Below are 24068 nucleotides of genomic sequence, written 5' to 3' on the forward strand. Positions count from 1 at the left end.
TTCAGGTGTGCCGTGTCCCGCTCCGTCGGGCGGAGCCGCTGCGTGGCTTCGGGTCCGGGTATTCGCCGGTGAGGTAGGTCTGGATGGTGGGGGCGAGCCAGGCGACGACCTCTTCGCGCGGCATCGTGACCAGCGGTGGAAAGGCCAGCACATACCGGCACAGTGCCATGCCCAGGATCTGGGATGCCGTCAGCGCGGCCCGGACCGGCCCTTCGGCCGGGTCATTGCTCACCCGGGCGACCACCGGTTGCAACTGCGCGGCCAGGATCGACCGCATCCGTTCGGCCACCGCATCGTTGGTCACTCCCGCGCGCAACAGGATCAGCAGGGCCTCGTCGCGCTCCCACCGTTCGAGGAAGTGGGAAACCACCGCGACACCGATCTGCTCACGCTCGATGGCGGCCAGCTCCGGTAGCTCCAGATCGAATTCGACCGCCGCGGCGAAAAGCCGCTCCTTGGAGCTGTAGTAGCGCATCACCATTGCCGGATCGATGGCCGCGTCGGCGGCAATCGCCCGAATGGTGGCGCGGTCGTAACCGTCGGCGGCGAATCGCTCCCGGGCCGCGGCCAGGATGGCCGCCTTGGTTTCGGTCGAGGACCTCCTCATATCGACAAGGGTAGGCCAACGACCGTTGACAGGTAGTTTGCGCCGCGCCATCGGTCGCCGGTCGGGATACCGAGGCCGGGAGGCGAGCTCGGGTCGGACACCGGTTGCCCCGCCCCGAACCCGCACCATCGCATTGCGCGCACCTCAACGCCCCGTGTCACCGGCGCCCGCCGGCAATGCGATCAACCGATAGATGATCGGTTGGGCGGCGATATCGTTGGCGGCGAAGTTGGCCAGCACGAAGGTACGAAAACTCGGACGAAACAGCAGACTCGGCAGGAATGCGCGCACCGTGGGCCAGGATGCGTGATTGATGAGGGTGTGGTCGTCGGGCTCGCCGGGGAGCGGGCGCATCGGCACCGAGTCGGGCAGTGCGGTCTTGCGCTGGAACCATCCCGCCGTGTAGCGCCAGACCTCGAGAACGGTATCCCGGTCCGCGCAGTGGAAGTAGTTGAAAAGGAACCAATTGCTCGGATCGTGGTTCACATCGGCGATGCGGACCGGGCTGCTCGCCGCGATCCGGTGCACGTGTCGGGCGGTGTCGGTCAGCAGCTCCACCAGTTCCGACCAGGCCGGGTCGGCTCGCACCACATCCAGATCGGCGACCGTGCGGGTGCGCACGAGGACGACGATGTCGTAGCGGGCCGGACGAACTCCGGCCCGACGCAGCAGACCACCACCTTCGCCGGGAGGCCGTAGGGCAGCTCGGAAGGCCGCCGCCTCGACGACATCGGCTCGATTGCCCAGTCGCGCGCAGAGGAGGCCGAGCCGGGACGAGACGTGGCGCCGCGATCGAGCGGGAAGGGAAAACGGCCCGACCCAGCGACCCGATTCGGCGGCCAGCAGGAGGAATCCGTTGTCGGTGGGGGTGGTCAGGCGGGCCGGGACGGCCAGGCGGTCATTGACGATCTTCATGACGAGTTCCGTTCACGGGAGCGGGTCAGCGACGGTCGAGCCCGGACAGGCGCCAGGCCAGTCGGTTCCGCACGGGCGCGGCCTTGCCTGCCAGCGCCATGACAGTGTTGCGCATCGGCCGGACCCGTTCCGACGCGGTGGCCAGATCGGTGAGCCTACTCGCGATGGAGACCACGGCTTCGGCCGTGCGGTGCCGGGCGGCGGCGTATTCGTCGAGCAGGGTCTCCGGTTCCCCGGCCAGTACGCGAGACAGAGTCGTCGCGGCCGTCACCGCGTCCTCGATACCGAGATTCATCCCCTGTCCACCGGCCGGCGAGTGCACATGACCGGCATCCCCGGCGAGCAGAACCCGACCGCGCCGGAAGGTATCGGCGATACGATGGTGGACGCGGAAACGCGAGCCCCACACCACTTCCTCGACCACGGCCGGATGGGCCTGCGGGCCGCGCTCGTCGAGCAGCCCCTGTACAAATGCGATGTCCGGGTCGCGCGGCGCCTCGTCCACGGTGGCCACGATCCGAAACATATTGTCGGGCAATGGCGCGACCACCACGAGTCCGGCCGGGGAGAAGTACAGGATGACCTCGTCGGTGGGCACCCCGCCGGAGAGGCGCACGTCCGCGAGGGTGAACGATTCGGCGTAGGCGCTGCCGGCGAATCCGATACCCGACCGCTCCCGCACCAGGCTGTGCATACCGTCCGCTGCCAGCAGATAGCGCGCCCGCAGGGACTCCCCCTCCTCGAGGGTGACGGTGACCGAATCCGATTCCTGCGAGATTCCGGTGACCACGGCCGGGCGGGTGACCTTCCCACCCAGCTCGGTGAGCCGGTCCAGCAGGAACTTCTCGGTATCGGCCTGCGAGATCATCAGCGTGTACGGGTAGGCGGTGGGCAGTTCGCTGAACGGCACCGCCATCAACAGCCGATCCCGGTCGCGGATCGCGAACGTGGGGGTGTGCACGCCGCGGTTCACCAGGGCCGGGACCACCCCGTAGGGCTCCAGGATCTCCAGGGTGTGCGGGTGCACCACCGCGGCGCGGGACGTGTTCGCCCCTTCGGCCTGACGGTCGACGATCACGACGTCGTGGCCGAGTTGCTTCAGCACCACCGCGGCAGTGAGACCGACCGGGCCGGCTCCGACGATCAGGACGTCGGCGATGTGGTTGTCCATGACAACTCCTTGATGGTCAACGCTTGTTGTTATCAACGATAGGAGGGCGTTCCCGGTATGTCAACACTTGTTGGCCAACAAATGTTGACATAGGTGCCCCGTGACCCCGGACAGGGAACTCGCCACCCGGGCGACGAGTAGAGAGCGATATGCGTCGCCCCACGGGCCGCCACCGTCGGTGGGTCGTTGCGGCTCAGCGCAGGAATGCCGTGAGCAGTGGGATGGTTTGCGCGGGGCAGTCCTCGTGCACGGTGTGGCCGCAGCCCGGGATGACCGTGGCGACGGCCTCGGGTATACGTTCGGCCAACCGGTCGGCCTGCGTGGCGGGCAGCCAGGTGTCCGCACCGCCCCACAGGACAAGGGTGGGCGCGGTGACCCGGTCCAGACCGGCATCGGTGAGTCGGTAGTCCAGATTGCGCCACAGCGACAGGAATCCGGCGCGGTTGGCGGGGCGGGAGAACGGCGCGTAGAGCTCGTCGATCACCTCGTCGGTGACGAGATGATCGTTCTGGAAGGTGCCGCGGATACTGTCGGCGTAGAACGACCGGTTGATGAGGTTCGTGGCCGACTCACCCACCAGCGGTGTGGTGAACAACGGTGTGAAAGCAGACTTTTCGGCATCCAATCCAGGAGAATCGAGCAGGACCAGTCGCTCGACGCGCTCGGAGTGTTGTTCGGCGAAGTACAGACTCCAGGCACCACCCCACGAATGGCCGACCAGGGAGGCACGCCGCAGGCCGACCGCGTCGAGGAAGGTCGCCAACGCGTGCGACATCGCGAGCAGGTCGTAGGCGAAGTCACCGTGACGCAGTTCGGTGAATCCCTGACTGGGCAGATCGACGGCGTAGACGGTGTGTTCGGCGGCCAATGCCGGAAGCACGTCCCGCCAGGAGTATCCCCACAGCCCACCACCGGCCACGAGCACCACGGGAGACCCGGCCCCGGCCCGGATGTAGTGGAAACGGGCGAGCTCGGTGTCCACGTAGTGGGATTCCACCCGCGACAGATACCGCGACCGATAGTCCGAGGTCGGCGGCTGCCCGTACGCGAGGGGCACGATGAGAACCGCGAGCACGCCGACCACGATCGCAGCGATCGCAACCAACCTTCCGAATACCGGTTTCGATGTCATGGCACAACTTTCTGGATCAGAGAAGCCTGGTATCTCTCGGACGAGCGATTCCGGTCCGACGTGACGGCATATGGGGCGGATCACATATCGGACCACCCGGTGCGCTCCCCTACCGGCCCTCGGCCGCTTTCCTCCCGGGGAGGAGTATCGTCGCGGCGGTCCACGCCCGGACCATCCCGAATTCGGCCACGCCGCGGATCGGATCACGGAAGGTGTCGTCGGTGGCGCCATCCGCCCGCGCCGGTTCCGCATGCGGGTAGAGCGAATCGCCGAAGATCCGATAGAAGATGCCCACGACCGGACAGGCGAGCACCCCTTCCCGGACACTCGGATGCGGACGCGACCGGCTCGGTGGCCACGGCCTCGGGGAAACCGAGTTCGGCCGGACGCCGAAAAGCGGAGACCGCCACGGGATGGCCCACATACAAGGGCCGCATGACGAAAGAGCTTCGGATGGCCTCGAATTCGACCTGCTGAGCCGACGCCATCCGAATATAGCCATCCGAATATATATGTCCAGGGGAAATCCAGATGCGGGTGGCGCAGGTCGGTGGTGAGGCAGATGAACATCTGCTCCTGCGATCGGATTCATCAGGCCCCAGAAGTTGTGGCCCACGCCGACCGCAAGCCGGGCGAAGACGAATCGAGTGCGGTGAGGTCGTCGGCCCCGGCGAGACGGGTCATGGTGTGCTCTGTTCAGGACAGGACGAGCGCACAGGCGAACGGCTCGGCGACCACCTACTCGCCCGTGGCGAAGTGATCCGCACCGGACGCACCCCGACCGTCTGCGCCCTCGACATCTACGCCCTCGACATCTACGCCCTCGACATCTACGCCCTCGACATCTACGCGTTCGACAACTCGAAACGAACCCGCATCGCCACCGGTCGACAACCCCTGAGCCGCCGCACCGACCGCCCCGACCACCCCACCCCGCTCACAACCGTCCCGGACCGGCTCGTCGGGCGAGTCCGCCGCCCTCGGACGATGATCGAAGACGTGCTGCGGTACGGGATTCGGGTCCACGGGTGGGCGGGCGTTACGAGTGCGTAACCGGTAGCGACGTTCGGCGTAGGCGAGATCGTCGTGCCACAAGCGCAGTGCGGCACGACGCAGCACCGGGCGCAGCAGAGGAATCGCTCGATGGACATGACGAAATCCCGGGCGCGCCGAGTCGGCCACGACCGCCTCCACGACGGTGGTGCGGGCGCGCCCGTCATCGGTGGTTCCCGCCGGAGTGGCGTGTGTTTCGACGATGCTGCCGGCGCCTTCGCCGGACACGATGCGCATGACGACGGTGCGGGGATCGGGACAGGTGAATTCGGCCTCGACGGGGACGCCGAGGCGGCGGGCGACCCGAAAGGTGACGGTCACCAGATAGCGATCGTCCGCCGGGGTCGGTGTTCGAACGACCTCGAGGTCGGCGAACGAATAGGGGTGGAACCACGACCCGTGCCACGGATCGAGACGGTTGGCGATGATGTCGGACGGTTCGCAGATTCCGGTCAGCATGGCCACCGCGTGCACGCGAGTATCGACGGGGCGGTCCGGGACAACCGGTATGTCCGTGGGCTTTTCGCCGCCGACCGCATCGAGTCGCACCCAGACCAGGATGCCGTCGTCGTAACCGGGGAACGGCGCCCACCGGGGGGTGCAGCGACCGTCGATGCGCAGACCGTGCCAGCGACACAGCAATGCCCCGTCGTGTATATGGGCGGTGGATAGGTCGGCTCCGAGGTGTGGACACGCCCCCGGGCCGATGTGCAGGCGACCATGGGTATCGCGCCACGCGACGAGCTCCACCCCGGCGACGGTGGCGCCGAACGGCCGCTCGGCGGTGATGTCGCGGCTCGCGGCGAGCACGTACCAATTTCCCGACGGTCGTCGGCCGGCCGATCGCAATGCCGACTCGATCAGGTGCGGTCGGGCCTGCCCGTGGGTGGGGCGCTGACGGGACCAGATCTGTGGGGAAATCGGTTGCAGCGGAGAGGATTTCCACCAGCGCGCAGGAATGGCTGCGATTGCTTTCATGGATGCGCCTTTCGGGTCGCAAGGGTGCGCAGTAGCCGTGAGCGTCCACGGGTGGGTACGGTTTGCAGTGCATGACCGGCCGCGCCCCAGCGGGTCAACAGCGTGTTGGCCGCGGCCCACCCGGTGGTGGCGGCGCGCTCCATCAAGGCGACCGGCAGGTCGATACGGATACCGTCGCCCGCCAGGACAAGACCCGGATCGGGGGTGCGGATACCCGGACGGCGGCCGAAATCGCCCGGTGCGAAACGCGGACAGTCCTGACGCCAGAGGGTGATCGCACCGACGATTCTCGCCTGCGTCGTCTCGGGATAGACACGGTGCAAACAGGCCAGCAATCGCGCCCGTAGATCGCTCGGGGGTCGAGCGGGTGTATCGGTGTGGACCGCGTACGCGTGTAGTTCGACGACGCTTCCACCGTTCCGGCGAGCCCAGCACGCGGCACCGTGATCGTATCGGTCGACAATGCTCACATTGTCCAACGGAGCCAGTCCGCCGGTGGCCAGGAAAGCGGGTCGGTCGGCGGCGACGGGACGGTCGAGCCACAACCGGTACACCAGAAACGGCGGTGCGGTCCCCAAGGCGGTGACGTTCTCCCGCCACCTCCGGTCACCGAGGTCCGGGGATGCGGCGACGATATCGCGTAAGCCGTTGATATCGGTGGCGAGAACGACCGCGTCGACGTCCAGGGTGGCGTCGGTGTCGTCCCGTAACCGGAAGCCCGACGGACCGCAGCGTCGGATCTCGGTGATGCGGACACCGGTGTGCACGGCAACAGTTCCGGGCCGGGTGGGGGTGGGCGCGGCGGTGAGATACTCGCGCACCGGATTCCAGAGCGCGATGTCGAAGTTGTCGTCGGCCACGTCGAAGAGCAGACCCTCGCTGGAGCCGAGGAAGTAGATGTGGAACATGGCGGCCAATTCCGCGGCCGACATCCGACCGGGAAGAGCGAAAAAGCTCCGGGAGAACACCTCGAAGGCCAGGTGTTGCGCCGCCGCCGGGAATCGGATGGTGTGTAGGAAGGACTCGGCGTCGAGATGGTCGAGGGCGGAGTAGATCTCGGGGACGGAGACCGCGGCCAGAGGCGCCGCGGCCCGCGGATCCATACGAACCAGATCACGTAGCCGAAAGGTGGGGCTGCGCAGCGCGAAGGCGAGGGCGTTCCACGGTGGTGTGCGGGGTAGGCGCCGAAAGCTGTCCCGGTGCCCGTGCGCGTCGAGCAGCGGATAGTCGTTCAACGTCCGCAATCGGCTCAGACCGGGATCACCACGCGACAACAGCTTGCGCAGGTTGTAGTACTGGCGAAAGAAGGCGTGGAAACCGCGGTTCATGCCGACCGTGGTGCCGTCGGAGAGTCGATCGGTCCAGCCACCGACCCGCCCGCCGAGAAACCTTTCCCGCTCGACGAGTTCCACGGCCACACCGCGTTCGGCCAACCCGCTCGCCGCGGCCAGCCCGGCAATACCCGCGCCGATCACGGCCACCCGGGGCGGGATGCCCGTCGCGGTGAGATCACGCACGCCCGGCGCGGCGGGGTGCAGCACCCTGCGGGGATCGGCCCCGATCCCCGTGAGGTCGTCGAACGCCACAGTACTCACCGTCGATCGTCTTCCCGTTGGTACGACAGCCCCCACCTCGAGAGAAATACTTTCGGGCGTTCCCGCCCCGGGGTGTTGCGACGTGCCCGCCACGCCTGCGCGAGGCCGGTGGCTCCCACCACCACCCGGCGCGGTACGCCCACGCGGGCCCGGTGTAGGAAAACCTCGAAGTCGAGGGCCTCGATGCGGTCCAGGATTTCCGAGTAGAGGGTGAGCGCCGCGCGGACACACGGTCGGGAGCGCGGCTCGAGCAGAGCGATACCGCCCTGGGCGTAGGAATAGATCTCGCGGGTCAGCGCATGCTGGGCGATGAGGGCCCGGCGGACCCGAAGATCGGTGCGGCGGTGCGCCCGACACCATTGCAGCAGATCACGGTCCACGCCGTGGGCGGCGAGCTCGTCGGCGGGCAGATATACCCGGTCGCGGACGAGATCCTCATCGATATCGCGCAGGAAGTTCGTCAGTTGGAACGCCTTGCCCAGCGCCGCCGCATATGGGGCCGCCTCCTCGATCGGCGCCACCGTCCCCAGCACCGGCAGCACCTGCAACCCGATGACCTCCGCCGAGCCGTACACGTAGCGATCGAGAGCGTGTCGATCGGGATAGTCGGTGACCGTCAGATCCATACGCATCGAGTCCAGGAACGACTCGAACAGGGTGGAGGGTATTCGGTACGCGCGTGCAGTATGCAGAACGGCAGGCAGCACGACATCACCGGTCGGATCACCGGCGCGGAACCGCTCGGCGAGCATTTCCAACCGCTCCGCGCGTTCGGCACGATCGCGGGTCGGGTCGATCTCGTCCAGAATATCGTCGACCCGGCGGGCGAAGCCGTAGAGCGCGTGGATCGCGGGACGTTGGTCCGGCGCCAACAATCGAGTGGCCAGAAAGAACGTCCGTCCGTGGCGGGCGTTGAGTTCTCGACATGCCCGATAGGAGCGACGCAGATGTTCGTCGACGTATTCGTTCTCGGCAAAGGGAGCGCTGCGGGGCATGGGACTCCTATCGGCCGGTGAGGAGAGTCGGGGCCGGGCCGGCGCGGACCCGTGCGCATGCCACTTCTTCATCCACTTCCTCCCCCACACTCACGGGCTCTCCTCGCGTCGAGCAGACAGTGGGTCGTGACGCGGGGTCGAGCGCACCGGATGCGGTCCGGAACGGACGAGTTCGGACAGTGTTCTATCGATCACCTCGTAGGGGCGGGTGCCGGCGATATCACCGGCGATACACTGCGCGGCGCGTCGATAGGATTGCGTGCCGAGGATCCGATCGACCGCCGCGGCGATTTCGGAGGCGGTCGGCCGTGCGGTGCGCAGGTCGATACCGACTCCGAAATGGGCCACACGCGCGGCCACTTCCGGCTTGTCGGCGGTGCCACCGGCCACGACGAGCGGCACCCCATGGGACAGCGCCGCATGCACGCCTCCGTAGCCCCCGTTGGTGATCATCACATCGACCGTGGGCAGCAATACCGAATACGAGCAGAAACCGGATACCCAGGCATTGCTCGGAGGCGGAACGGGCAGTCGCACACCCGGTCCCGTCGTGGCGATCACCTCGAGGTCATCACGATCTGCGAAGGCTTCGAGAGTGGGCACGATGAGTTCGGTGGGGTCGATATTGTCCCAGGTGCCCTGAGTGACGTGCACTCGAGTCGGGCGACCGGCCACCGGTGGCGCAACCTCGTCGTTCACCCGCTCCTCGACGGGCAGCGGCCCGGCGAACACCACGTTCTGCGGTAGATCACGGCGCCGATACTCGAAGCTCGGCACGGTGAGCTGAATGATGCGGTCGGCCAGCACCGGCCAGTCGGTCAGGAACACCGGGGCGCGAGCGACCCCCACCGACTCCAGAATCGCATTCAGTCGGCCCTGGATGTCACGGAACAACACCTCGTGCGCGAACCGGTTCATTCTGTGGTAGGAGACCTCCGGCCGCGGCCGCCACCCGGTGCCGAACGGCGGGGTGTCGACACTGGACACCATCAGCGGCCCCACCCCGCACACCGACACCATCGGACGGGGACGACCCGCCAGGAGCAAGGGGATCGCGCCGACGAAGGCGAGATCGACCAGAATCGCGTCGACCGGATCACGCTCGATCTCCCGGCGCAATGCGGTGTACTGCGCGACGAGCGGCGCCAGGAAGATCGACCGCAGCTCGGCCCGACCGATGCGCAGGCGCCGGAGGATGGTCGAGGATCTGCATGGTGGCGCCGGCGGACGCTCGATCTCCGCCTCGTCCGGGAGCGGCACCACCGCTATCCCCCGGGTGGCGGCGAGAGCGGTGAACTCACGCCCCGTGAGCAGCCGGACCTCATGTCCGCGTCGAGCCAGATCGGTTGCGATACTCAGCATCGGCAGCACATGTCCCGGTATCGAACCGGCCGCGAGCAGATATCGGCCCATACGGGCTGTTTCCTTTCCGGTGCGGTTTCCGAACTGCTGCCAACGGTGCGTTTCGACGATATGGAGTGACCGGCGACGGGAGCCGCGGGTCGACGGCTCCCCACCGAGCACTCCCCACCGGTAAACGGAACCGGTCATCCCGCTTCGCTCCGCCACCATCGCCTACTCCGACGGTATGGCACGCTTTCCCCTCGTGGACCGCACAGCGCGCGAACAGTTCGGTTGCAACACCGTAAAGCCGGATTTCCGCTACGCACCTCGCGCCGCGCGGGTCTCACCGAGTTCGAGAAACCACGACCCGATCTCCGGCCCCTCGACTCTCCTGTGGACGAATCGAGCGGCCGGATCGGCGGAACCCGCGCCTCGAACATCGGCCGCCGCGGGCCTGACCGGCAATGGCGATTTCGCTCACTCCGGGACGATGACGGCTCGGGTGCGCCCCCGGTGCGCCCAGGCCTCGTCGACGCGATCGAGCGGGTACTCGGTATACGGCGCGTCGAAGGTGCCGTCGGCGAAGCGGGCGAGGATATGGGGTAGTTCGGCGATCATCCGTTCCGGCGAGACCGAGCCCTTACCACTGCCGCTGATCCGGATCCGTCGGCTGCGCAACAGTTCCGCGGGCAGTACCGCCTCGGCTCCGGCGAGCGAGCCGATCTGCACGTAGTCGACCATCGCGTCGTCGTCCGGGCGGGTTTTTCCCAATGCCGTGAAGGCGGCCTCGGCGACGGGTCCCCACACGTAGTCGAGGACGATGGTGGGCTGCACCGCGGTGACAACCGCACCGAGGGTGTCCGCCCAGGTATCGGATGCATCCGGTGCGATCGGCACGGTCACCACACCCGGACCGCTCAGCCGCTCCAGCGCGCTGCGGTCCCGCCCGACCGCGACGACCCGTTTCGCACCGAACGACAATGCCGCCCGCACCGCCAGACCGCCCGATACACCGGTCGCGCCGAGTACCCACACGGTTCCGAGATCGCCCGTCTCCCGATATCGGGTGACCAGCGGCATCCAGCCCGACAAAGCCGGATTCACCCCGGCGGCGACCGCGAGCGGATCGGCCCCCGCGGGCACCTCCACATCGAACGGGGTGACCAGCCGTTCCGCCATGGTTCCCCACGGTGACCGGGCGAAGCCCGTGTAGACCAGCCGCCCGTCACCGGTCAGGGCCACCGCGTCGATGCCGGGTACGAGCGGATATGCCCCGTCGCTGCCGTAATGGCGACCGGTGGCCATTCCCCGGACCACGTGATGCAGACCCGCGCCCACGAGTCGCAGCGGTGCGCGACCGGGTTGCGGTTCGGGATCGGGGAAGTCCGCGCAGATGGGTGTGGTGTGTGGGGTTTCGACGACTGCAGCACGCACGACACTCTCCTTAACTAAGTTAAATTCCGGTGTCGATCAGCGTGCCTGAACTTTGTTAAGGTGTCAACCGTGGCCAAGGGAATCACCCGAGAGCAGATCGTGGCGGCGGCTCTGGAACTACTCGATGAGCAGGGCATGGACGCCCTCACCGTTCGCGCTCTCGCCGCCCGACTCGAGGTGAAGGCCCCCGCCCTGTACTGGCACGTCCGCAACAAACAGGAATTGCTCGACGAAATGGCCACATTCGTCATGCGGCGGGTCGTCGACGCCCTCGCGGCGATCCCGCGCGGCGGCTGGCGCGAGGATATGGCCGCCTATGCCCGTGTCCTACGGTCGGAGTACCTGCGGTATCGGGACGGGGCCCGCATCTTCAGTGGTACGCGCCTCGCCGACCCCGACGTGGTGAAGGCGAAGGAGCCCTGGCTCGAGCGTCTGACCGCGACCGGCTTCACCCTGGCCACGGCGGACGACGCCCTCGACCTGGTCACCGCCTTCGTGGTCGGGTTCGTCATCGAGGAGCAGGAACGCAGCCGGTCGAACGACACCGATCCCGAGCGGTACTCGATCACCGAACGCGCTATCTGGCTCGGCGAGGATGCCGATCTGGTCAAGGCTGCCGGACGGCTTCGCGACGACGGCGACCGGCGCTTCGAGCGACACCTCGGCATCGTCCTCGACGGACTCGCGAGCCTGCTGCGCCGACAATCCGGACCGTCGATCGGACCGTAACGGTTATCAGAAGTGGATCAGCCCTCGGACCCGAAAGCTCCGATACCGGCCGCATCGGCAAGTTCGTGGAAGTCCGAGGGCGCGCAGACCCGGCCTCCGACCCGAGTGAACTCGTCGAGTCTCGGATAGGTGGAAGAAAAGGATCGCAGAAGATGCCATCGGCGACGATCAGCTGGTCGAATTCGGCGTCGCTTTCGATACCGGTGGCGGTGGTGTGGAGACGTAGCCGCCGGCGGCCCACCTGCTCGTCCAGTTCGGCGGCGAGGACGCGGCAGCCCGGCCGGACCCGTCGGTGCAGATCGAATGTGCGCGCGTAATCGTCCGGATATCGCTGAACCTGTTCGCCACGCGGCATTCCGGATAGCTCGACGGCATCGGGAATCCGAGAACACGTAGGCTCCTTTGTTGTTCTGGGTGGTGGTGCCCGGGTATCTGCACGTGCGACTCCACACCCTCCCACATCGGGAGCGGAATCGAAGACGGTGATGCTCATGGGTTCTCCGGCAGAGGAATCAAGACATGGCGAATCGAGCGAGCACGTTGCGCCCGCGCTCAGTTCCCGGCACGATCGCGCAGATCGAGCGCGACGTCGGTGATCATGTCTTCCTGTCCACCGACAAGACCGCGGCGACCGACTTCGACCAGAATGGACCGAGTATCGAGCCCATAGGTTCGCGCCGCGGTTTCGGCGTGCCGCAGGAAACTCGAGTACACCCCGGCATATCCGAGAGTTAGGGTCTCCCGGTCGACCTGGACCGGACGATCCTGTAGTGGTCGCACCAGATCATCGGCGGCATCCTGCAGACCGAACAGGTCGCAGGAGTGCTTCCAACCGTACAGGTCCGCGACTGCGACGAACGGCTCGATCGGACAGTTACCCGCGCCCGCGCCCTGACCGGCCAGTGACGCGTCGACCCGGGTGACCCCCTCCTCGACGGCGGCCACCGAGTTCGCCACGGCAAGCGATAGATTCTGGTGTGCGTGGATGCCGATCTGGGTGCGCTCGTGGAGTATCTCCCGATAGGCGCGCACGCGTTCCCGTACCCCATCCATGGTCAACCGTCCGCCCGAATCGGTGACATACACGCAGTCGGCACCGTAGGACTCCATGAGTTTCGCCTGACGGGCCAGTTCCGAGGCCGGGGCCATATGCGACATCATCAGGAAGCCGGACACGTCCATCCCCAGTTCCTTGGCCGTCGCGATGTGCTGCGCCGCCACATCGGCTTCCGTGCAGTGCGTGGCCACTCGTACCGAACGCACTCCGAGTTCGAAGGCCTGTTTCAGTTCGCGGACGGTGCCGATTCCGGGTAGGAGCAGCGTGGTCAGTTTCGCCGAACGAATCACCGATGCAGCGGCTTCGAGCCACTCCCAGTCGGTGTTGCTACCCGGCCCGTAGGTCAGCGACGCTCCGGCCAACCCATCTCCGTGTGATACCTCGATGGCGTCCACACCGGCCCGGTCGAGCGCTTCTGCAACAGCGGCGACGTTCTTCGGGTCGATACGATGCCGGATCGCGTGCATCCCATCGCGCAATGTCACGTCCTGGATGTAGAGGGGCGCCCCGTCGGCCGCGGTCTCCCTCGTAACGACCGAGGTCATATCGATACCTTCGCCTTCTGCTCGGCGATCGACCGGGCCACCCGTAGCGCCGCCGAGGTCATGATGTCCAAATTCCCCGCATACGCGGGCAGGTAGTGTGCGGCACCGGTGACCTCGAGAAACACCGATACCTTCCACAACATCCCGGTGTACTCGGTCAGGGTGGCCGCCGGCCCGGTCAATTCGGTGAACTGCACCTGTTGTTTGAGCCGATAACCGGGCACATAGGCGGCGACCTCGGCAACCATCGACTCGATCGACGCGGTGATCTCCTCCTTGCGGTCTTCACCGACCAGTGCGAGCACAGTGTCTCGCATGATCATCGGTGGCTCCGCCGGATTCAGGATGATGATCGCCTTACCGCGTCGAGCCCCGCCGACCCGTTCGATCGCTCGTGCAGTGGTCTCGGTGAACTCGTCGATATTGGCTCTGGTACCGGGGCCCGCCGATTTCGATGCGATCGAAGCGACGATCTCGGCCCAATACACCGGCGTCACCCGGGAGATGGCGGCGACGACAGGAATCGTCGCCTGTCCCCCACAGGTCACCATATTGATGTTCGGCGCGGCCCCGTGTTCGTCCAGATTGACCGCCGGCACCACATAGGGTCCGATCGCCGCGGGGGTGAGATCGATGAGGCGTTTGCCATATGGGCGCAACACCTGCTCGTTGTATTCGTGGGCCTTGGCCGAGGTCGCATCGAAAACTATCTCGATCTCGTCGAAACGGGGGTGCTCGACCAGCCCGGCCACTCCGTTGGAGATCGCATCGACACCGAGACGCCGGGCCCGGGCCAACCCGTCGGAGGCCGGATCGATGCCGACCATGGCCGCGACCTCGAGTTCCGCTGCGGCCAAACGTTTGATTTTGATCAGGAGATCGGTACCGATATTTCCCGACCCGATGACCGCGACCGCGCTGCTCACGCCTGCTCTCCCGAAGTGAATGCGGCCGAGATCGAGCCGAGGCCGCTGATCGTGGCCCGATAGGTTCGGTCGGGAACGACGGCCACCATCGGCCCCAACGCCCCGGACAACACCACCTCTCCTGCCTGCAATGGCGCACCGAATTCGAGAGAGATGTTCGCCAACCAGGCCAGAGCGGCCCACGGACTGCCGAGACAGTCCGCACCGGTGCCGGTGGACACCACGACATCCCCCTCGATCATCGTCATCGATATCGACGCCAGGTCCGGCAGATCCATCACACGAACCCGCTCGCCCAGGACGTAGAGACCGGACGAGGCATTGTCGGCGATGGTGTCCCCCAGGCTGATATCCCATCCCTCGACCCGGGAATCCACGATCTCGAGCGCGGGAGAACCGAACTCGACATAATCGCGCACCCGCACCGCGTCGACCGTCGTCTCGATATCGCTGCCCAGGACGAACGCGACCTCCGCCTCGATCCTCGGCTGCAAGCACCGGCTCACCTCGATCGGTTCCCCGCCCGAGCAGTCCATATCGGCGAACAATGTGCCGAAGTCCGGTTGATCGACACCCAGTTGCGCCTGCACTGCCGGGGAGGTCAATCCGATCTTGCGCCCGGCCAGTACACGGCCGGCGTCCACGAACTCGGCAACGATCCGCGATTGGACCGCGTACGCGGTCCCGATATCGGTGGTACCGATCAGATCGCGTACCGGCGCGCAGGGGACCCGGTGTCGCTCGGCGGCCATCAGCCTCGACGCCGCGGTGACGATACACCCCGGTATACGGGTCGGGTGGTCGCTCGTTTCTCGCCGTCCGAGTAGCGAAAAATGGTCAACCGTATCAGTGGGCATCGGATCGACCCTTCCGTCCTTTTCGATCACGGTGGATTCGCTGTGGTACCCGGACATCAGACCTCCTCCTCCGAGCCGGCCGACTCACGGAAGAACTGGTCGACGAGATAATGGAACCGGGCAGCGTGCTCGATCTGGGTCCAATGCCCGCAATGACCGAATGCGTGCAGTTGGGCTTTCGGAATGGTTCGGAACATACGCAGCGAAGCATCCAGAGGAACGACCCGATCCTCCCGCCCGTGCAGGATGAGGACCTCATGGGGTATCGCCGCCAATTTCTCGTCGGGCACGATCTGAGCGTCGAGCCAGCGTTGACGCGGCGGCGGGAAGACCTTCTCGAAAGCTTCTTGCGCGCCGGGTCGAATCGTGGCCTGATAACGCAGTTCGGCCAGTTCGTCGGTGACCAGTGAACGGTCGTAGGCCATGATGTCCATGATTTTCTTCATGTTCTCCACCGAAGGGGTGTAGCCCCATAGCGCGTCGAGCTCATCGGTGAATTCGATCGGCACACCCCCCGCGCCCATCAACGCGATCCGGTCGAGCCGGTCCGGATGCTCGGTGGCCAGGTGCAGCGCCAGCCCCCCACCGAACGAATTGCCGACCACATGGGTCTTTTCGATTCCGAGGCCATCGAGTAGGGCGAGCACCTGATCGATCCAGGTGTCGAAGATGGTGAAGTTCACCGGATCGGGCAGCGAGGTGTATCCGAACCCGACGAGGTCCGGGGCGATCACCCGAAAGTTCCGCGACAGCACCGGGATCAGGCCGCGCCAGTTCGCCCACGCGGAGACTCCGGCACCGGAACCGTGGAGCAGGAGGACGGCTTCCCCTGAACCCACATCGTGATAATTCGTGTCGAACGCGCCCGTTCGCATTCGCGACCCGATTTCCGGGTTGGTGGTGATGGTGGTCATATCATGTCCGTTCAGTTGAGCAGAGTGGTGTCGACACCGGACAGCAGATCGTCCTGAACCGTGGCCGGAGACGGATACGCGCGCTTGCTGTGGGAAAGCCCGGTCTGGACGAGCATTTCGCACATCTTGTAGGCGACGACGCCGGGATTCAGCACCGGAACCTCGAGCACTTTTTCGAGGTGGGCATGGCTTTGGTGCATGGTCGTCGAACCGAGGACGATGACGTCCGCGCCGTCCTCGTCGATGGCGGCGCGTGCCTGGCGTTCGAGCGCTCCGAAGGCGAAATCCTCCTTGCCGGCCAGCAATTCCGCGGTGTCCGGCGGCACACCGATATCGCGAACCGAGGCGAGCTTCGCCGTCAGTCCGTGTTCCCGTGCCGCCTTGTGGTAGAGCTCATGCCATTGCGGCCACATGGTGACGACCGAGAACTTCTTGCCGAGCAACGCGGCCAACAGCATCGACGCCTGGTTCGGGGCGACCACCGGTATGGTCAGCCGGGAGCGCAATGCGGCGAGGGCGGAATCGCTCATCGAATTGACACAGACGGCCGCATATCCTTGTTCCTCGGCACGGCAACCCGCATCGAGCACGAAAGCGTCGGCCAGGGTGGTTTCGTAGGCGCTGTCGAGGGTCGCACCACCGGCTCGCGCACAGACGAAAACGTTCTCGAATCCCGGATGCACCACGGAGGGCGGGATCTGGGCGGCGAAAGCGACGAGGGCTTCGGGCGGTACCGGAACGGGGACGATATTGAGGACCTTGTTCACAGGTCGAGTTCCTCTCTGGTTCGGGTCAGGGTGTCGACGACCGCGTAGGCGACCGCACGAGTGGCGTTCATGACGTCGCCGACCGACGCGACGCCCATACCGCCGAGCCCCACATTCAGTTCGGCGGGCGCGGACGAGGGCGGCCACGGGTAGCCGATCCGGGCGCAGGGCACCCCGAGGCGTCGGATCAGGGTTCCGTCGGTCTGCCCGCCGAGCAGCGGCGTCGTTTCGTACGGACGCCCTTCGACCTCCTCCCAGCCGCGACGACAGGACTGGACGATCCAGTTGTCGGGGTCGGTCATCCCGCCGGGCAGGGACCCGTACATTCGCCAGTCCAGTTCGATATCGGGATGATCGGCACGAACCTTGTCGATGAACCGAGCGAATTGATGCCGGACCTCTCCCGGGGTGGTACGCGGATTGACCCGGACGTCCAGATAGATCTGCGTGGTGGCCGACGGGAATGCCGGTTTGTCCGGGTTCCCGCTACGGACCGCCGAAATCCACCCTTCCGGAATCGTCGACCCGGAGGTGTTGCGGGCAGTGTATTCCGGTAGCCATGCCTCGATTTCCTGGATCACCGTGGCGGCGGGCACGATCGAGGAGCGGAAGCCAGGTGTGCCGCGGCCGATTCCCGCATATCCGAACGTTCCCCGTACCGACACCTCGAACCAGCACATGCCCGGTTCCTCCGGGTACACCGCCCACCACGGTTTGAACACCACCGCGTGATCGGGCATCCCCCCATGGGTGAGCAGATGGAATACACCGCTGCTCATACCCACGTTGTCGCGGTTGCTCATACTGACCGGCATCCCGCCGCCGGCGAAGCCGATGGCGAGGTCACCGCGTAATGCCACACCGGCATCGACCACCGCGTGTACCACCTCGGTGAGCCCGGCGACCATGCACTTGGGGTTGGACGCCCCCAGCCCGATGACCAGATCACCGTCGACCACGGCCTGCGGCAACATGTCCGGTCGCAGCTCCGGTCCCACCCACGGCACATCCGCCTCGGGGTCGATATGGGTATCGATGGGCGCGTAGAGCAGAAGTCGGCTCCCACCACCGCTGCCGCGATGCTCGCCCAGCACATTGCCGGTGTGTTCGCTCACCGGCCGATAGGCGGCATCGATACCCACCGTATGACGCAGATAGTCGGCCATGAACTCCGAGGCGGGGCGTTCCCGCCCGGTGGGGCTGTGAATATTGATCAGCGAAACCAGCAGATCACGGAATCGGTCGGCATCGAGCCGCGCGCAAACCGCCTCGTACATCTCCCGCCGCTGCCCGTCGAGCGGTGCGGTGTGCGTGGGTGGGCTCGGGGCCATCACATCTCCTCCGGAATCGGGCAGCGCGCCGCGAGACCGATGCGATCGGTCAGACAGGTCGCGATGCGAACGAGGGCCTGGTCGCTGTGGGCGGGACCGATGAGCTGAATGCCCAGCGGGAGACCGTCGTTTCCCTTGCCGACCGGCAGCCCCACCGCGGGCGTGCCCGCAGTGCTGGCGAGTTTGTTGAAAACCGGGTCCCCGGTACCGGCGAGACCGGCCGGAGCCTCCCCGGGGGCAGCCAGGGTCAGCACCACGTCGACGCGGCGGTGGGTCGCGTCCAGGAACCGACGCGCCCGGCGAAGTTCGATCCTGGCCCGCTGGATCGCGTCTGCCGTGGCGGTACGGCCCCGGCTCAGGAACCGGGTGAGTTCGTCGCTGATCCGCTCCGGCCCGGGGCGGTCGATCCGGTCGGCGAGTGCGGTCGACGCTTCCGCGGCCATGATCAGCGTATGTGCCCGGTCGAGCGCGCCGAGTTCGCCGGGGACCCGGATATCGACGATCTCGGTGACCACGTCGCGTAGGGCTGCCACGGTGTTCTCGAGCGCATCCACCGCGGCCGGAGTCGCCCGGTCCGCCCACGGCGGACGAAGCACCCCGACTCGGAGGTCACAGGTGGCGGGCAGCGGTTCATCCGAATCCGGCTCGGCGACAACGCCGTCCAGTGCCCCGAGCCAAACCGGATGCCGGGCGAAACCGCCGACCGTATCGAAAGTCAGCGACACCGGCAGCACCCCGCCGAACGGCCACCGTCCATAGGTGGGTTTGAGGGTGAACACTCCGCAGAAAGATCCCGGACGCAACACCGAGCCCGCGGTCTGTGTACCCAACGCGAGCGGTACCTGACCATCGGCCACCGCCGCGGCGGACCCACTCGACGAACCGCCCGGCGAGTGACCGGGGTTGTGCGGGTTGCGAGTGATCGTCGGGTGATAGGTGGCGAATTCGGTGGTCGTGGTCTTGCCGAGGATCACCGCCCCCGCCTTCCGCAACCGCGCCACCACCTCGGCGTCACGATCGGGCCGATGCCCTTCCCACAACCGCGAGCCATATGACGTCGGTTGGTCGGCGGTGTCGATGATGTCCTTCACTCCGACCGGGATACCGTGCAGGGCCGAACGACACGGCTCCGCATCCCGGTCGCGCGCCTGGGCCAGGGCCAGATCGGAATCGAGGAACGCCCATGCCCGAACGAGCTCGTCACGCTCATCGATCCGATTCAGACAACGCCGCACCGCGACAACACTCGGCTCTGTCACTTGCTCGTCCTCGAGCGATGTCACTGCCGTACCGGTCATGATCGGTCCGCCTTCTGTGGCTCGTGCCCCCACCGTGACGGCGACCGATAAGTCTTGACGACCCAGCCGTCGTCGACCAACTTGCCGCCGTGACCGATCTCGATGCCGAACCCGGATGGTGTCGCAATGTAGAACGAGGTCACCCCGTCGTTGGTGTGCCGACCGAAGGTCATCTTCAGGTCGATGCCCGCCTCGTTGATCCGGTCGTAGGCGCGACCGACATCGTCCAACGAGGCGACCTCGATCATCAGATGGTTGAAATCGCCTCCCTGGAAGCCGAAACACTCGTTCATCAATGCCAGGCTGTGATGTCTCGGGTTGCAGTGCAGGAAGGTGGCGTCGGCTCCGTCCCACACGATGTAGTCGGAGAGCCGGAATCCGAGTACCCGGGTATAGAAGTCCACGGCCGCGGAGTAGTTCCCGCACATCAGGACCACATGCCCGAGACCGAGGTCACCGGTGACGAAACCGCTGATGGGACCACCGGTTTTCAACGGATTGTGGTCGACGGTGGGCCCGAAACACACCTCGCTGGGAAACCCGTCGAGATCGGTGAATCGGAATGCCGCAACGGCATCACGTGTCTCCGGGGCGCCGGTGGGCACCCACTCGATCTCGAGTCCTTCGGCCGTGATCCGTTCGGCGACCGCGCGTAACTGTTGTGGGCTGTCGACCTCCCAGGTAATGGTGCGAATACAGTCTTTTTCCGCCGGATACAGCGCGATCCGGTGATGGTGTTCGTCGAGGCGGATCAGCAGCGGCTCGTCGTCGGAGTGGCGGGGGCGGGCATGGAGCCCGAGCAGATCGACGAGCAGATACCGCCAGGCCTCGAGATCTGCGACATCGACGCTCAAGGCGCCGAGGCGAGAAATACTCATGCTGGTTTCACAATCTTGTAATGGTCGGCCGGGGGCGCCCCGGACCGGTAGTGGCGTGGTACGGCAACCGACCGTGGTTCAGCTGGGGAGAAAGTGCTCGGCGTGGATCCGTTCCCGCGACATGCCGAGTTGTTGGAGACGTTCGCGGGCGGCATCGAGCATGGCAGGTGGGCCACACAGGTACGCCGAGGTTGCCGGGTCGGCCACATCCTCGGCGGTGAGGACACTGACGGGATTGCCGACGAGCAGCCCCGAACGCGCACCGGGCTCATCGACCACGACACGCGCCTGCAGGTTCGGCATGAAACTCTGTCTGGCGTCGATTTCGTCGAGATGGAACAGATCGGCCTCGCGGGCACATCCGAAAACCAGTCGGATCGAACCGCGGGACCGTTCCGTCTGCAGTGATTCGAGCATCGAGAGCATCGGGGCCAAACCCGTACCGCCCGCGATCATCAGAACCGGTCCGGATTCGTCGTCGAGCCCGAAGGAACCCATCGGCCCTTCCATCTCGAGCTGCTGCCCGACAACGGCCTCATGACGCAGATAGTCCGACATGGCACCGGCGGGTAGTACCCGGATGGTGAAGACCAGCCGGCGTTTGTGGCGCTCGCCCGAGGCCATGGAATACGAACGCCATTCGTCGGTTCCCGGAACGCGTAGCCGAACATACTGACCGGCCCGGAAGGAGAAGACGGCGGATTTCGGTAGCCGAACCGTCAATTCGACAACCGTTTCGGCGAGCCAGGTCAACGCGGCCACCTTCACCGTGGTGGTGATAACCGGGTGCTCCTCCAACATGGCCGCCGAGTAGTCGAGGTCGATCTCGGCTTCGGTGTGGGTATGTGCCTGACAGAGCAGACGCATACCCACACCGAGTTCCTCGGCCCGCAGCGGATAGACCCGTCCTTCGGGCATTACCACCTCTCCGGTCGACACCCGCCCGACGCAGGTACCGCAGGTGCCGACACGGCACTGGCTGACCAGACGTACACCTGCCGCTTCGGCGGCCTCGAGAACGGTGGTTCCAGCGGGAACGTGGACCTCCTTGGTGGTGTCGGTGTAGTTCAAACGCACACGGCATCCGGTGTTGTGCACTGTGCCCGGCGGGGATTCGATCGGAGCGGTGGTCATGGGTCAGTCCTCGTCCTGGTAGGGGGACTCGAAGAATCCGCGGAGATGCCGAGCCGCCATCTTGCGCCACGCGATGATCGAGTAGTCCATATCGCAGAGCACTTCGTTGTTCCATCCGTCGAAACGGGTGTAGTGCTCTTCGGTGGCCTCGCGGGCGAAGACGTCACTGTTGTTGAAGCCTTCCAACGCCAACGGCAGCATGAAGTTCTCGTACTTGAAGTTGAACTCGGCGATCTCCTCGTCGGTTGTCGCCCGAGTCGCGATGACCTCCCAGTACTCGTGGTGGTGGTCGTCGATGGGTACGTAGAACTCGTACTGCACATGGTCGGTGATCGGCCAGTGCTCGACCATGAGCACCCCGGGCACCCAAAGTGAGGTGCGGAAGTAGTGCGGGACCGTCCCGCGCGCCTTCATATTGACCTTCGGGTTGTCCAGCACCGGCTGGTAGAGGTCCGGCCGGTCGTACCGGTTCATCACGCCTTTGGGACCGTCCGGAATATCGATCTCCTCGGTCGCCGAATCGGTCAACGCATTGACACCGAGCGGCAGCGCCCGGTCCAGGGCCACCAGGATCTGATTGTCCCAGTGCACGAGCAGATGGCCCGGATCCAGACCGTTCTCCGCGGCCAGCCGCCAGTTGCCGACGAGACGGCGATGGATCCCGCGGATCACGACACCGTCGTCCAGTAGATGCGGAACCGGGGTGCCGTTGGGGTCGTTGTTCACCCGCATCGGCAGGTCGGAGGCGAGGGGAGGCGGAGTACCGTAGTCCTCGTCGCCGACGAAGACGTAGATGATGCCATTGGCCTCTTCGACGGGATAGGTCCTGATCTTGGCCTTGCCGATCAACGAATCATTGGGGTTTCCCACGATCGTGGTCAGGCTGCCGTCCTCGAGACCGTAGGTGAATCCGTGATACCAGCAGGTGATGGTGCCTTCGGACAGACACATCGGCTTGGCCGATAGCTTGACTCCTCGGTGAATGCACCGGTCGGACACGGCGTACGCCTTACCGCTGGAACGGCGGACCGCGATGTCGTGGCCGCCGATGGTGATCCCCTTGACGGTGCCGTCGGCCAGTTCTTCCGACAACAGGGCCGGGTACCAGTGGTTCGCGTAACCCCAATCGGCCTGGACATAAGGGGCGTAGTGCCGGGTGATACCGGCGGAGGTTCCGCTGCGTGACGATGCGGACATGGACGTCCTCCAAAGGTAGATCCACGCGATGGCGTGAGAGTGATGAAGAGCCCCACGAAGGGCTGTTTCTTTGTGGGGCCGAATGCCGTGGCACGAGTCACAGTATCAAATTTCAATGGAAAATCAATCGACTTTTCATGCAATTTTCGCGCAGTTAACAAGCGGGCGATTGGCGTGCGGAAACGGTCGGGGTGTTGAGTAGTACTCGAAGAAACAACCGTCACACCCGAACCCGGCACAGAAGGAGCATTCACACCCCATGACCTCGACAGACGCACGCGAAGGCGAGCCCACCCCCTTCGATCCGCGGCGCCGCTGGCACTTGGCCGAAAACGCGTACGAGGATGCGTTGACAGCGTTCGAATTCGCGATCCTTCAGGTGGAACGTGGCTTCGAACGGTTCGCCGTCCAGGCCATCAATGTGGCCGGCGACCTCGATCTGTCCTTCAACGAGGTAGTGGCCCTCCACGTCGTCCGAATGCAGGAACGCGCCAAGGACACCGCGACGATCGCCCAGCTCACCAATCGCGACGATCTACCCAACCTGCAGTACAACCTGCGCAAGCTCGTCGGTCTGGGGCTGCTCGAACGCACGAAGTCGGGGACGGCGTCGGTTTTCGCGATCACTCCCGCCGGACGTAAGATCACCGACCGATATGCGGAGCTACGCCGTCAGGCCTTGACATCCAACCTTGCCGAGCTGACGGATGTGACGGCAAAGCTGCAACATGCGATCCGGTCCATGCATATCCTCACCGGACTGTACGAGTCGGCCAGCCGTGATCTGGCCACCATCAATCCGGCCGTAATGTTCACCGCGGACAACTCCGAGCAAGAGACCGAGCCGAAGACACGCCCCGCCCGATCGTCGTCCAAACGGAAACGCACCACCTAGGCAGTGTCTCGAAGTCGAGCAACAGTTGAGGGCGGGCGTGAGCCCGCCCTCAACTGTTACCGAGCCATAGATTGATGGCGGCGATGTGGAGCGTGGCCAGGTAGCGGACAGCGAGTTTGTCGAACCTGGTCGCCACGGCTCGATGCTGTTTGAGCTGGTTGATACCGCGCTCGATGGTGTTGCGATCCCGGTAGATCACCTCGTCGAACGCGGGAGGTCGGCCGCCATCGGAGCCACGCCGACGGCGGTGGCCGGCTTGATCTGCCGGGACCGCGATCGTCGCCCGGATGCCACGCCGGCGCAGGTATTCACGATC

The 24068-nt window shown here is 65.6% G+C and carries 21 protein-coding genes and 2 pseudogenes; 2 read left to right on the plus strand and 21 right to left on the minus strand.

The annotated features are described in order from the left end of the window. Window position 1: 1 nt before the first annotated feature. From ON32_RS11535 to ON32_RS11580, 10 genes and pseudogenes are all read right to left on the minus strand, one after another. Complete coding sequence (locus ON32_RS11535; RefSeq protein ID WP_040790847.1) at window positions 2-607, minus strand: TetR/AcrR family transcriptional regulator; 606 nt, start codon at window positions 605-607, stop codon at window positions 2-4. Window positions 608-751: 144 nt separating this feature from the next. Continuing rightward, window positions 752-1522: a hypothetical protein gene (locus tag ON32_RS11540; protein WP_051133136.1), complete on the minus strand. Its 771-nt coding sequence runs from the start codon at window positions 1520-1522 to the stop codon at window positions 752-754. A 25-nt stretch (window positions 1523-1547) separates the two neighbouring features. Next, the gene (locus tag ON32_RS11545) at window positions 1548-2693 is read right to left on the minus strand and encodes an FAD-dependent oxidoreductase (RefSeq protein ID WP_040790848.1); all 1146 of its coding nucleotides are present in this window, start codon (window positions 2691-2693) and stop codon (window positions 1548-1550) included. 193 nt (window positions 2694-2886) lie between these two features. Beyond that, window positions 2887-3825 (minus strand): alpha/beta fold hydrolase, encoded by a 939-nt coding sequence (locus ON32_RS28835; protein ID WP_157224171.1) that lies wholly within the window; start codon window positions 3823-3825, stop codon window positions 2887-2889. A gap of 109 nt (window positions 3826-3934) precedes the next feature. Then, window positions 3935-4120 (minus strand): hypothetical protein, encoded by a 186-nt coding sequence (locus ON32_RS28840; protein ID WP_157224172.1) that lies wholly within the window; start codon window positions 4118-4120, stop codon window positions 3935-3937. Between the two features lie 752 nt (window positions 4121-4872). Then, window positions 4873-5856: pseudogene (locus ON32_RS11560) on the minus strand (DUF5914 domain-containing protein); the annotation flags it as partial. Continuing rightward, on the minus strand, window positions 5853-7451 hold the full coding sequence (locus ON32_RS11565) for an FAD-dependent oxidoreductase (RefSeq protein WP_245550970.1): 1599 nt from the start codon (window positions 7449-7451) through the stop codon (window positions 5853-5855). The pseudogene ON32_RS11560 and the gene ON32_RS11565, both read right to left, overlap by 4 nt. Then, on the minus strand, window positions 7448-8446 hold the full coding sequence (locus ON32_RS28495) for a phytoene/squalene synthase family protein (protein ID WP_051133137.1): 999 nt from the start codon (window positions 8444-8446) through the stop codon (window positions 7448-7450). The genes ON32_RS11565 and ON32_RS28495 overlap by 4 nt, the downstream gene beginning before the upstream one ends. Window positions 8447-8536: 90 nt before the next feature. After that, window positions 8537-9997: a glycosyltransferase gene (locus ON32_RS11575; RefSeq protein WP_245550971.1), complete on the minus strand. Its 1461-nt coding sequence runs from the start codon at window positions 9995-9997 to the stop codon at window positions 8537-8539. 270 nt (window positions 9998-10267) lie between these two features. Continuing rightward, on the minus strand, window positions 10268-11224 hold the full coding sequence (locus tag ON32_RS11580; RefSeq protein ID WP_040790851.1) for a zinc-binding alcohol dehydrogenase family protein: 957 nt from the start codon (window positions 11222-11224) through the stop codon (window positions 10268-10270). Between the two features lie 69 nt (window positions 11225-11293). Here ON32_RS11580 and ON32_RS11585 point away from each other — a divergent pair, with 69 nt between their 5' ends. Beyond that, entirely contained in the window at window positions 11294-11953 is a 660-nt protein-coding gene (locus ON32_RS11585; RefSeq protein WP_040790852.1) for a TetR/AcrR family transcriptional regulator C-terminal domain-containing protein, read from the plus strand. 552 nt (window positions 11954-12505) lie between these two features. Here the strand turns inward: ON32_RS11585 and dmpG are convergent. The 10 genes from dmpG to ON32_RS11635 form a co-directional block, all read right to left on the minus strand. Then, window positions 12506-13555, minus strand: coding sequence for a 4-hydroxy-2-oxovalerate aldolase (dmpG, locus tag ON32_RS11590; RefSeq protein ID WP_040790853.1), 1050 nt, complete (start codon window positions 13553-13555; stop codon window positions 12506-12508). Then, complete coding sequence (locus ON32_RS11595) at window positions 13552-14481, minus strand: acetaldehyde dehydrogenase (acetylating) (protein ID WP_040790854.1); 930 nt, start codon at window positions 14479-14481, stop codon at window positions 13552-13554. The genes dmpG and ON32_RS11595 overlap by 4 nt, the downstream gene beginning before the upstream one ends. Continuing rightward, entirely contained in the window at window positions 14478-15233 is a 756-nt protein-coding gene (locus ON32_RS11600) for a 2-keto-4-pentenoate hydratase (RefSeq protein ID WP_245550973.1), read from the minus strand. Before ON32_RS11600 ends, ON32_RS11595 begins: the two co-directional genes overlap by 4 nt. A gap of 161 nt (window positions 15234-15394) precedes the next feature. After that, entirely contained in the window at window positions 15395-16252 is an 858-nt protein-coding gene (locus ON32_RS11605; protein ID WP_040790855.1) for an alpha/beta fold hydrolase, read from the minus strand. Window positions 16253-16263: 11 nt separating this feature from the next. Beyond that, complete coding sequence (locus ON32_RS11610; RefSeq protein WP_040790856.1) at window positions 16264-17019, minus strand: aspartate/glutamate racemase family protein; 756 nt, start codon at window positions 17017-17019, stop codon at window positions 16264-16266. Beyond that, the gene (locus tag ON32_RS11615; protein ID WP_040790899.1) at window positions 17016-18350 is read right to left on the minus strand and encodes a M20 family metallopeptidase; all 1335 of its coding nucleotides are present in this window, start codon (window positions 18348-18350) and stop codon (window positions 17016-17018) included. Before ON32_RS11615 ends, ON32_RS11610 begins: the two co-directional genes overlap by 4 nt. Beyond that, window positions 18350-19648 (minus strand): amidase, encoded by a 1299-nt coding sequence (locus ON32_RS11620; RefSeq protein WP_040790857.1) that lies wholly within the window; start codon window positions 19646-19648, stop codon window positions 18350-18352. The genes ON32_RS11615 and ON32_RS11620 overlap by 1 nt, the downstream gene beginning before the upstream one ends. Beyond that, entirely contained in the window at window positions 19645-20526 is an 882-nt protein-coding gene (locus ON32_RS11625; RefSeq protein ID WP_040790858.1) for a VOC family protein, read from the minus strand. The genes ON32_RS11620 and ON32_RS11625 overlap by 4 nt, the downstream gene beginning before the upstream one ends. 78 nt (window positions 20527-20604) lie before the next feature. After that, a complete protein-coding gene (locus tag ON32_RS11630) occupies window positions 20605-21660 on the minus strand; it encodes an FAD-binding oxidoreductase (protein WP_040790859.1) in 1056 nt (351 codons plus the stop codon). A gap of 3 nt (window positions 21661-21663) precedes the next feature. Continuing rightward, complete coding sequence (locus ON32_RS11635) at window positions 21664-22857, minus strand: Rieske 2Fe-2S domain-containing protein (protein ID WP_040790860.1); 1194 nt, start codon at window positions 22855-22857, stop codon at window positions 21664-21666. 259 nt (window positions 22858-23116) lie between these two features. Between ON32_RS11635 and ON32_RS11640 the strand changes: the two genes are divergently transcribed. Continuing rightward, complete coding sequence (locus ON32_RS11640) at window positions 23117-23752, plus strand: helix-turn-helix domain-containing protein (RefSeq protein ID WP_040790861.1); 636 nt, start codon at window positions 23117-23119, stop codon at window positions 23750-23752. Between the two features lie 49 nt (window positions 23753-23801). On the opposite strand, the pseudogene ON32_RS11645 reads toward ON32_RS11640, so the two are convergent. After that, a pseudogene (locus ON32_RS11645) lies at window positions 23802-24068 on the minus strand (IS5/IS1182 family transposase); the annotation flags it as partial.

It is taken from the genome of Nocardia paucivorans NBRC 100373, assembly GCF_000308675.1.
In the GTDB taxonomy this organism is placed as follows: Bacteria; Actinomycetota; Actinomycetes; order Mycobacteriales; family Mycobacteriaceae; genus Nocardia; species Nocardia paucivorans.

Excerpts from the sequence above, each read along its gene's own strand:
- ON32_RS11600 (WP_245550973.1), bottom strand. The coding sequence starts at position 15,233 with ATGGCCGCCGAGCGACACCGGGTCCCCTGCGCGCCGGTACGCGATCTG.
- ON32_RS11615 (WP_040790899.1), bottom strand. The coding sequence starts at position 18,350 with ATGGCCCCGAGCCCACCCACGCACACCGCACCGCTCGACGGGCAGCGG.
- ON32_RS11620 (WP_040790857.1), bottom strand. The coding sequence starts at position 19,648 with ATGACCGGTACGGCAGTGACATCGCTCGAGGACGAGCAAGTGACAGAG.
- ON32_RS11545 (WP_040790848.1), bottom strand. The coding sequence starts at position 2,693 with ATGGACAACCACATCGCCGACGTCCTGATCGTCGGAGCCGGCCCGGTC.
- ON32_RS28835 (WP_157224171.1), bottom strand. The coding sequence starts at position 3,825 with ATGACATCGAAACCGGTATTCGGAAGGTTGGTTGCGATCGCTGCGATC.
- ON32_RS28495 (WP_051133137.1), bottom strand. The coding sequence starts at position 8,446 with ATGCCCCGCAGCGCTCCCTTTGCCGAGAACGAATACGTCGACGAACAT.
- ON32_RS11575 (WP_245550971.1), bottom strand. The coding sequence starts at position 9,997 with ATGACCGGTTCCGTTTACCGGTGGGGAGTGCTCGGTGGGGAGCCGTCG.
- ON32_RS11625 (WP_040790858.1), bottom strand. The coding sequence starts at position 20,526 with ATGAGTATTTCTCGCCTCGGCGCCTTGAGCGTCGATGTCGCAGATCTC.
- ON32_RS11540 (WP_051133136.1), bottom strand. The coding sequence starts at position 1,522 with ATGAAGATCGTCAATGACCGCCTGGCCGTCCCGGCCCGCCTGACCACC.
- dmpG (WP_040790853.1), bottom strand. The coding sequence starts at position 13,555 with ATGACCTCGGTCGTTACGAGGGAGACCGCGGCCGACGGGGCGCCCCTC.
- ON32_RS11635 (WP_040790860.1), bottom strand. The coding sequence starts at position 22,857 with ATGTCCGCATCGTCACGCAGCGGAACCTCCGCCGGTATCACCCGGCAC.
- ON32_RS11605 (WP_040790855.1), bottom strand. The coding sequence starts at position 16,252 with ATGACCACCATCACCACCAACCCGGAAATCGGGTCGCGAATGCGAACG.
- ON32_RS11630 (WP_040790859.1), bottom strand. The coding sequence starts at position 21,660 with ATGACCACCGCTCCGATCGAATCCCCGCCGGGCACAGTGCACAACACC.
- ON32_RS11535 (WP_040790847.1), bottom strand. The coding sequence starts at position 607 with ATGAGGAGGTCCTCGACCGAAACCAAGGCGGCCATCCTGGCCGCGGCC.
- ON32_RS11640 (WP_040790861.1), top strand. The coding sequence starts at position 23,117 with ATGACCTCGACAGACGCACGCGAAGGCGAGCCCACCCCCTTCGATCCG.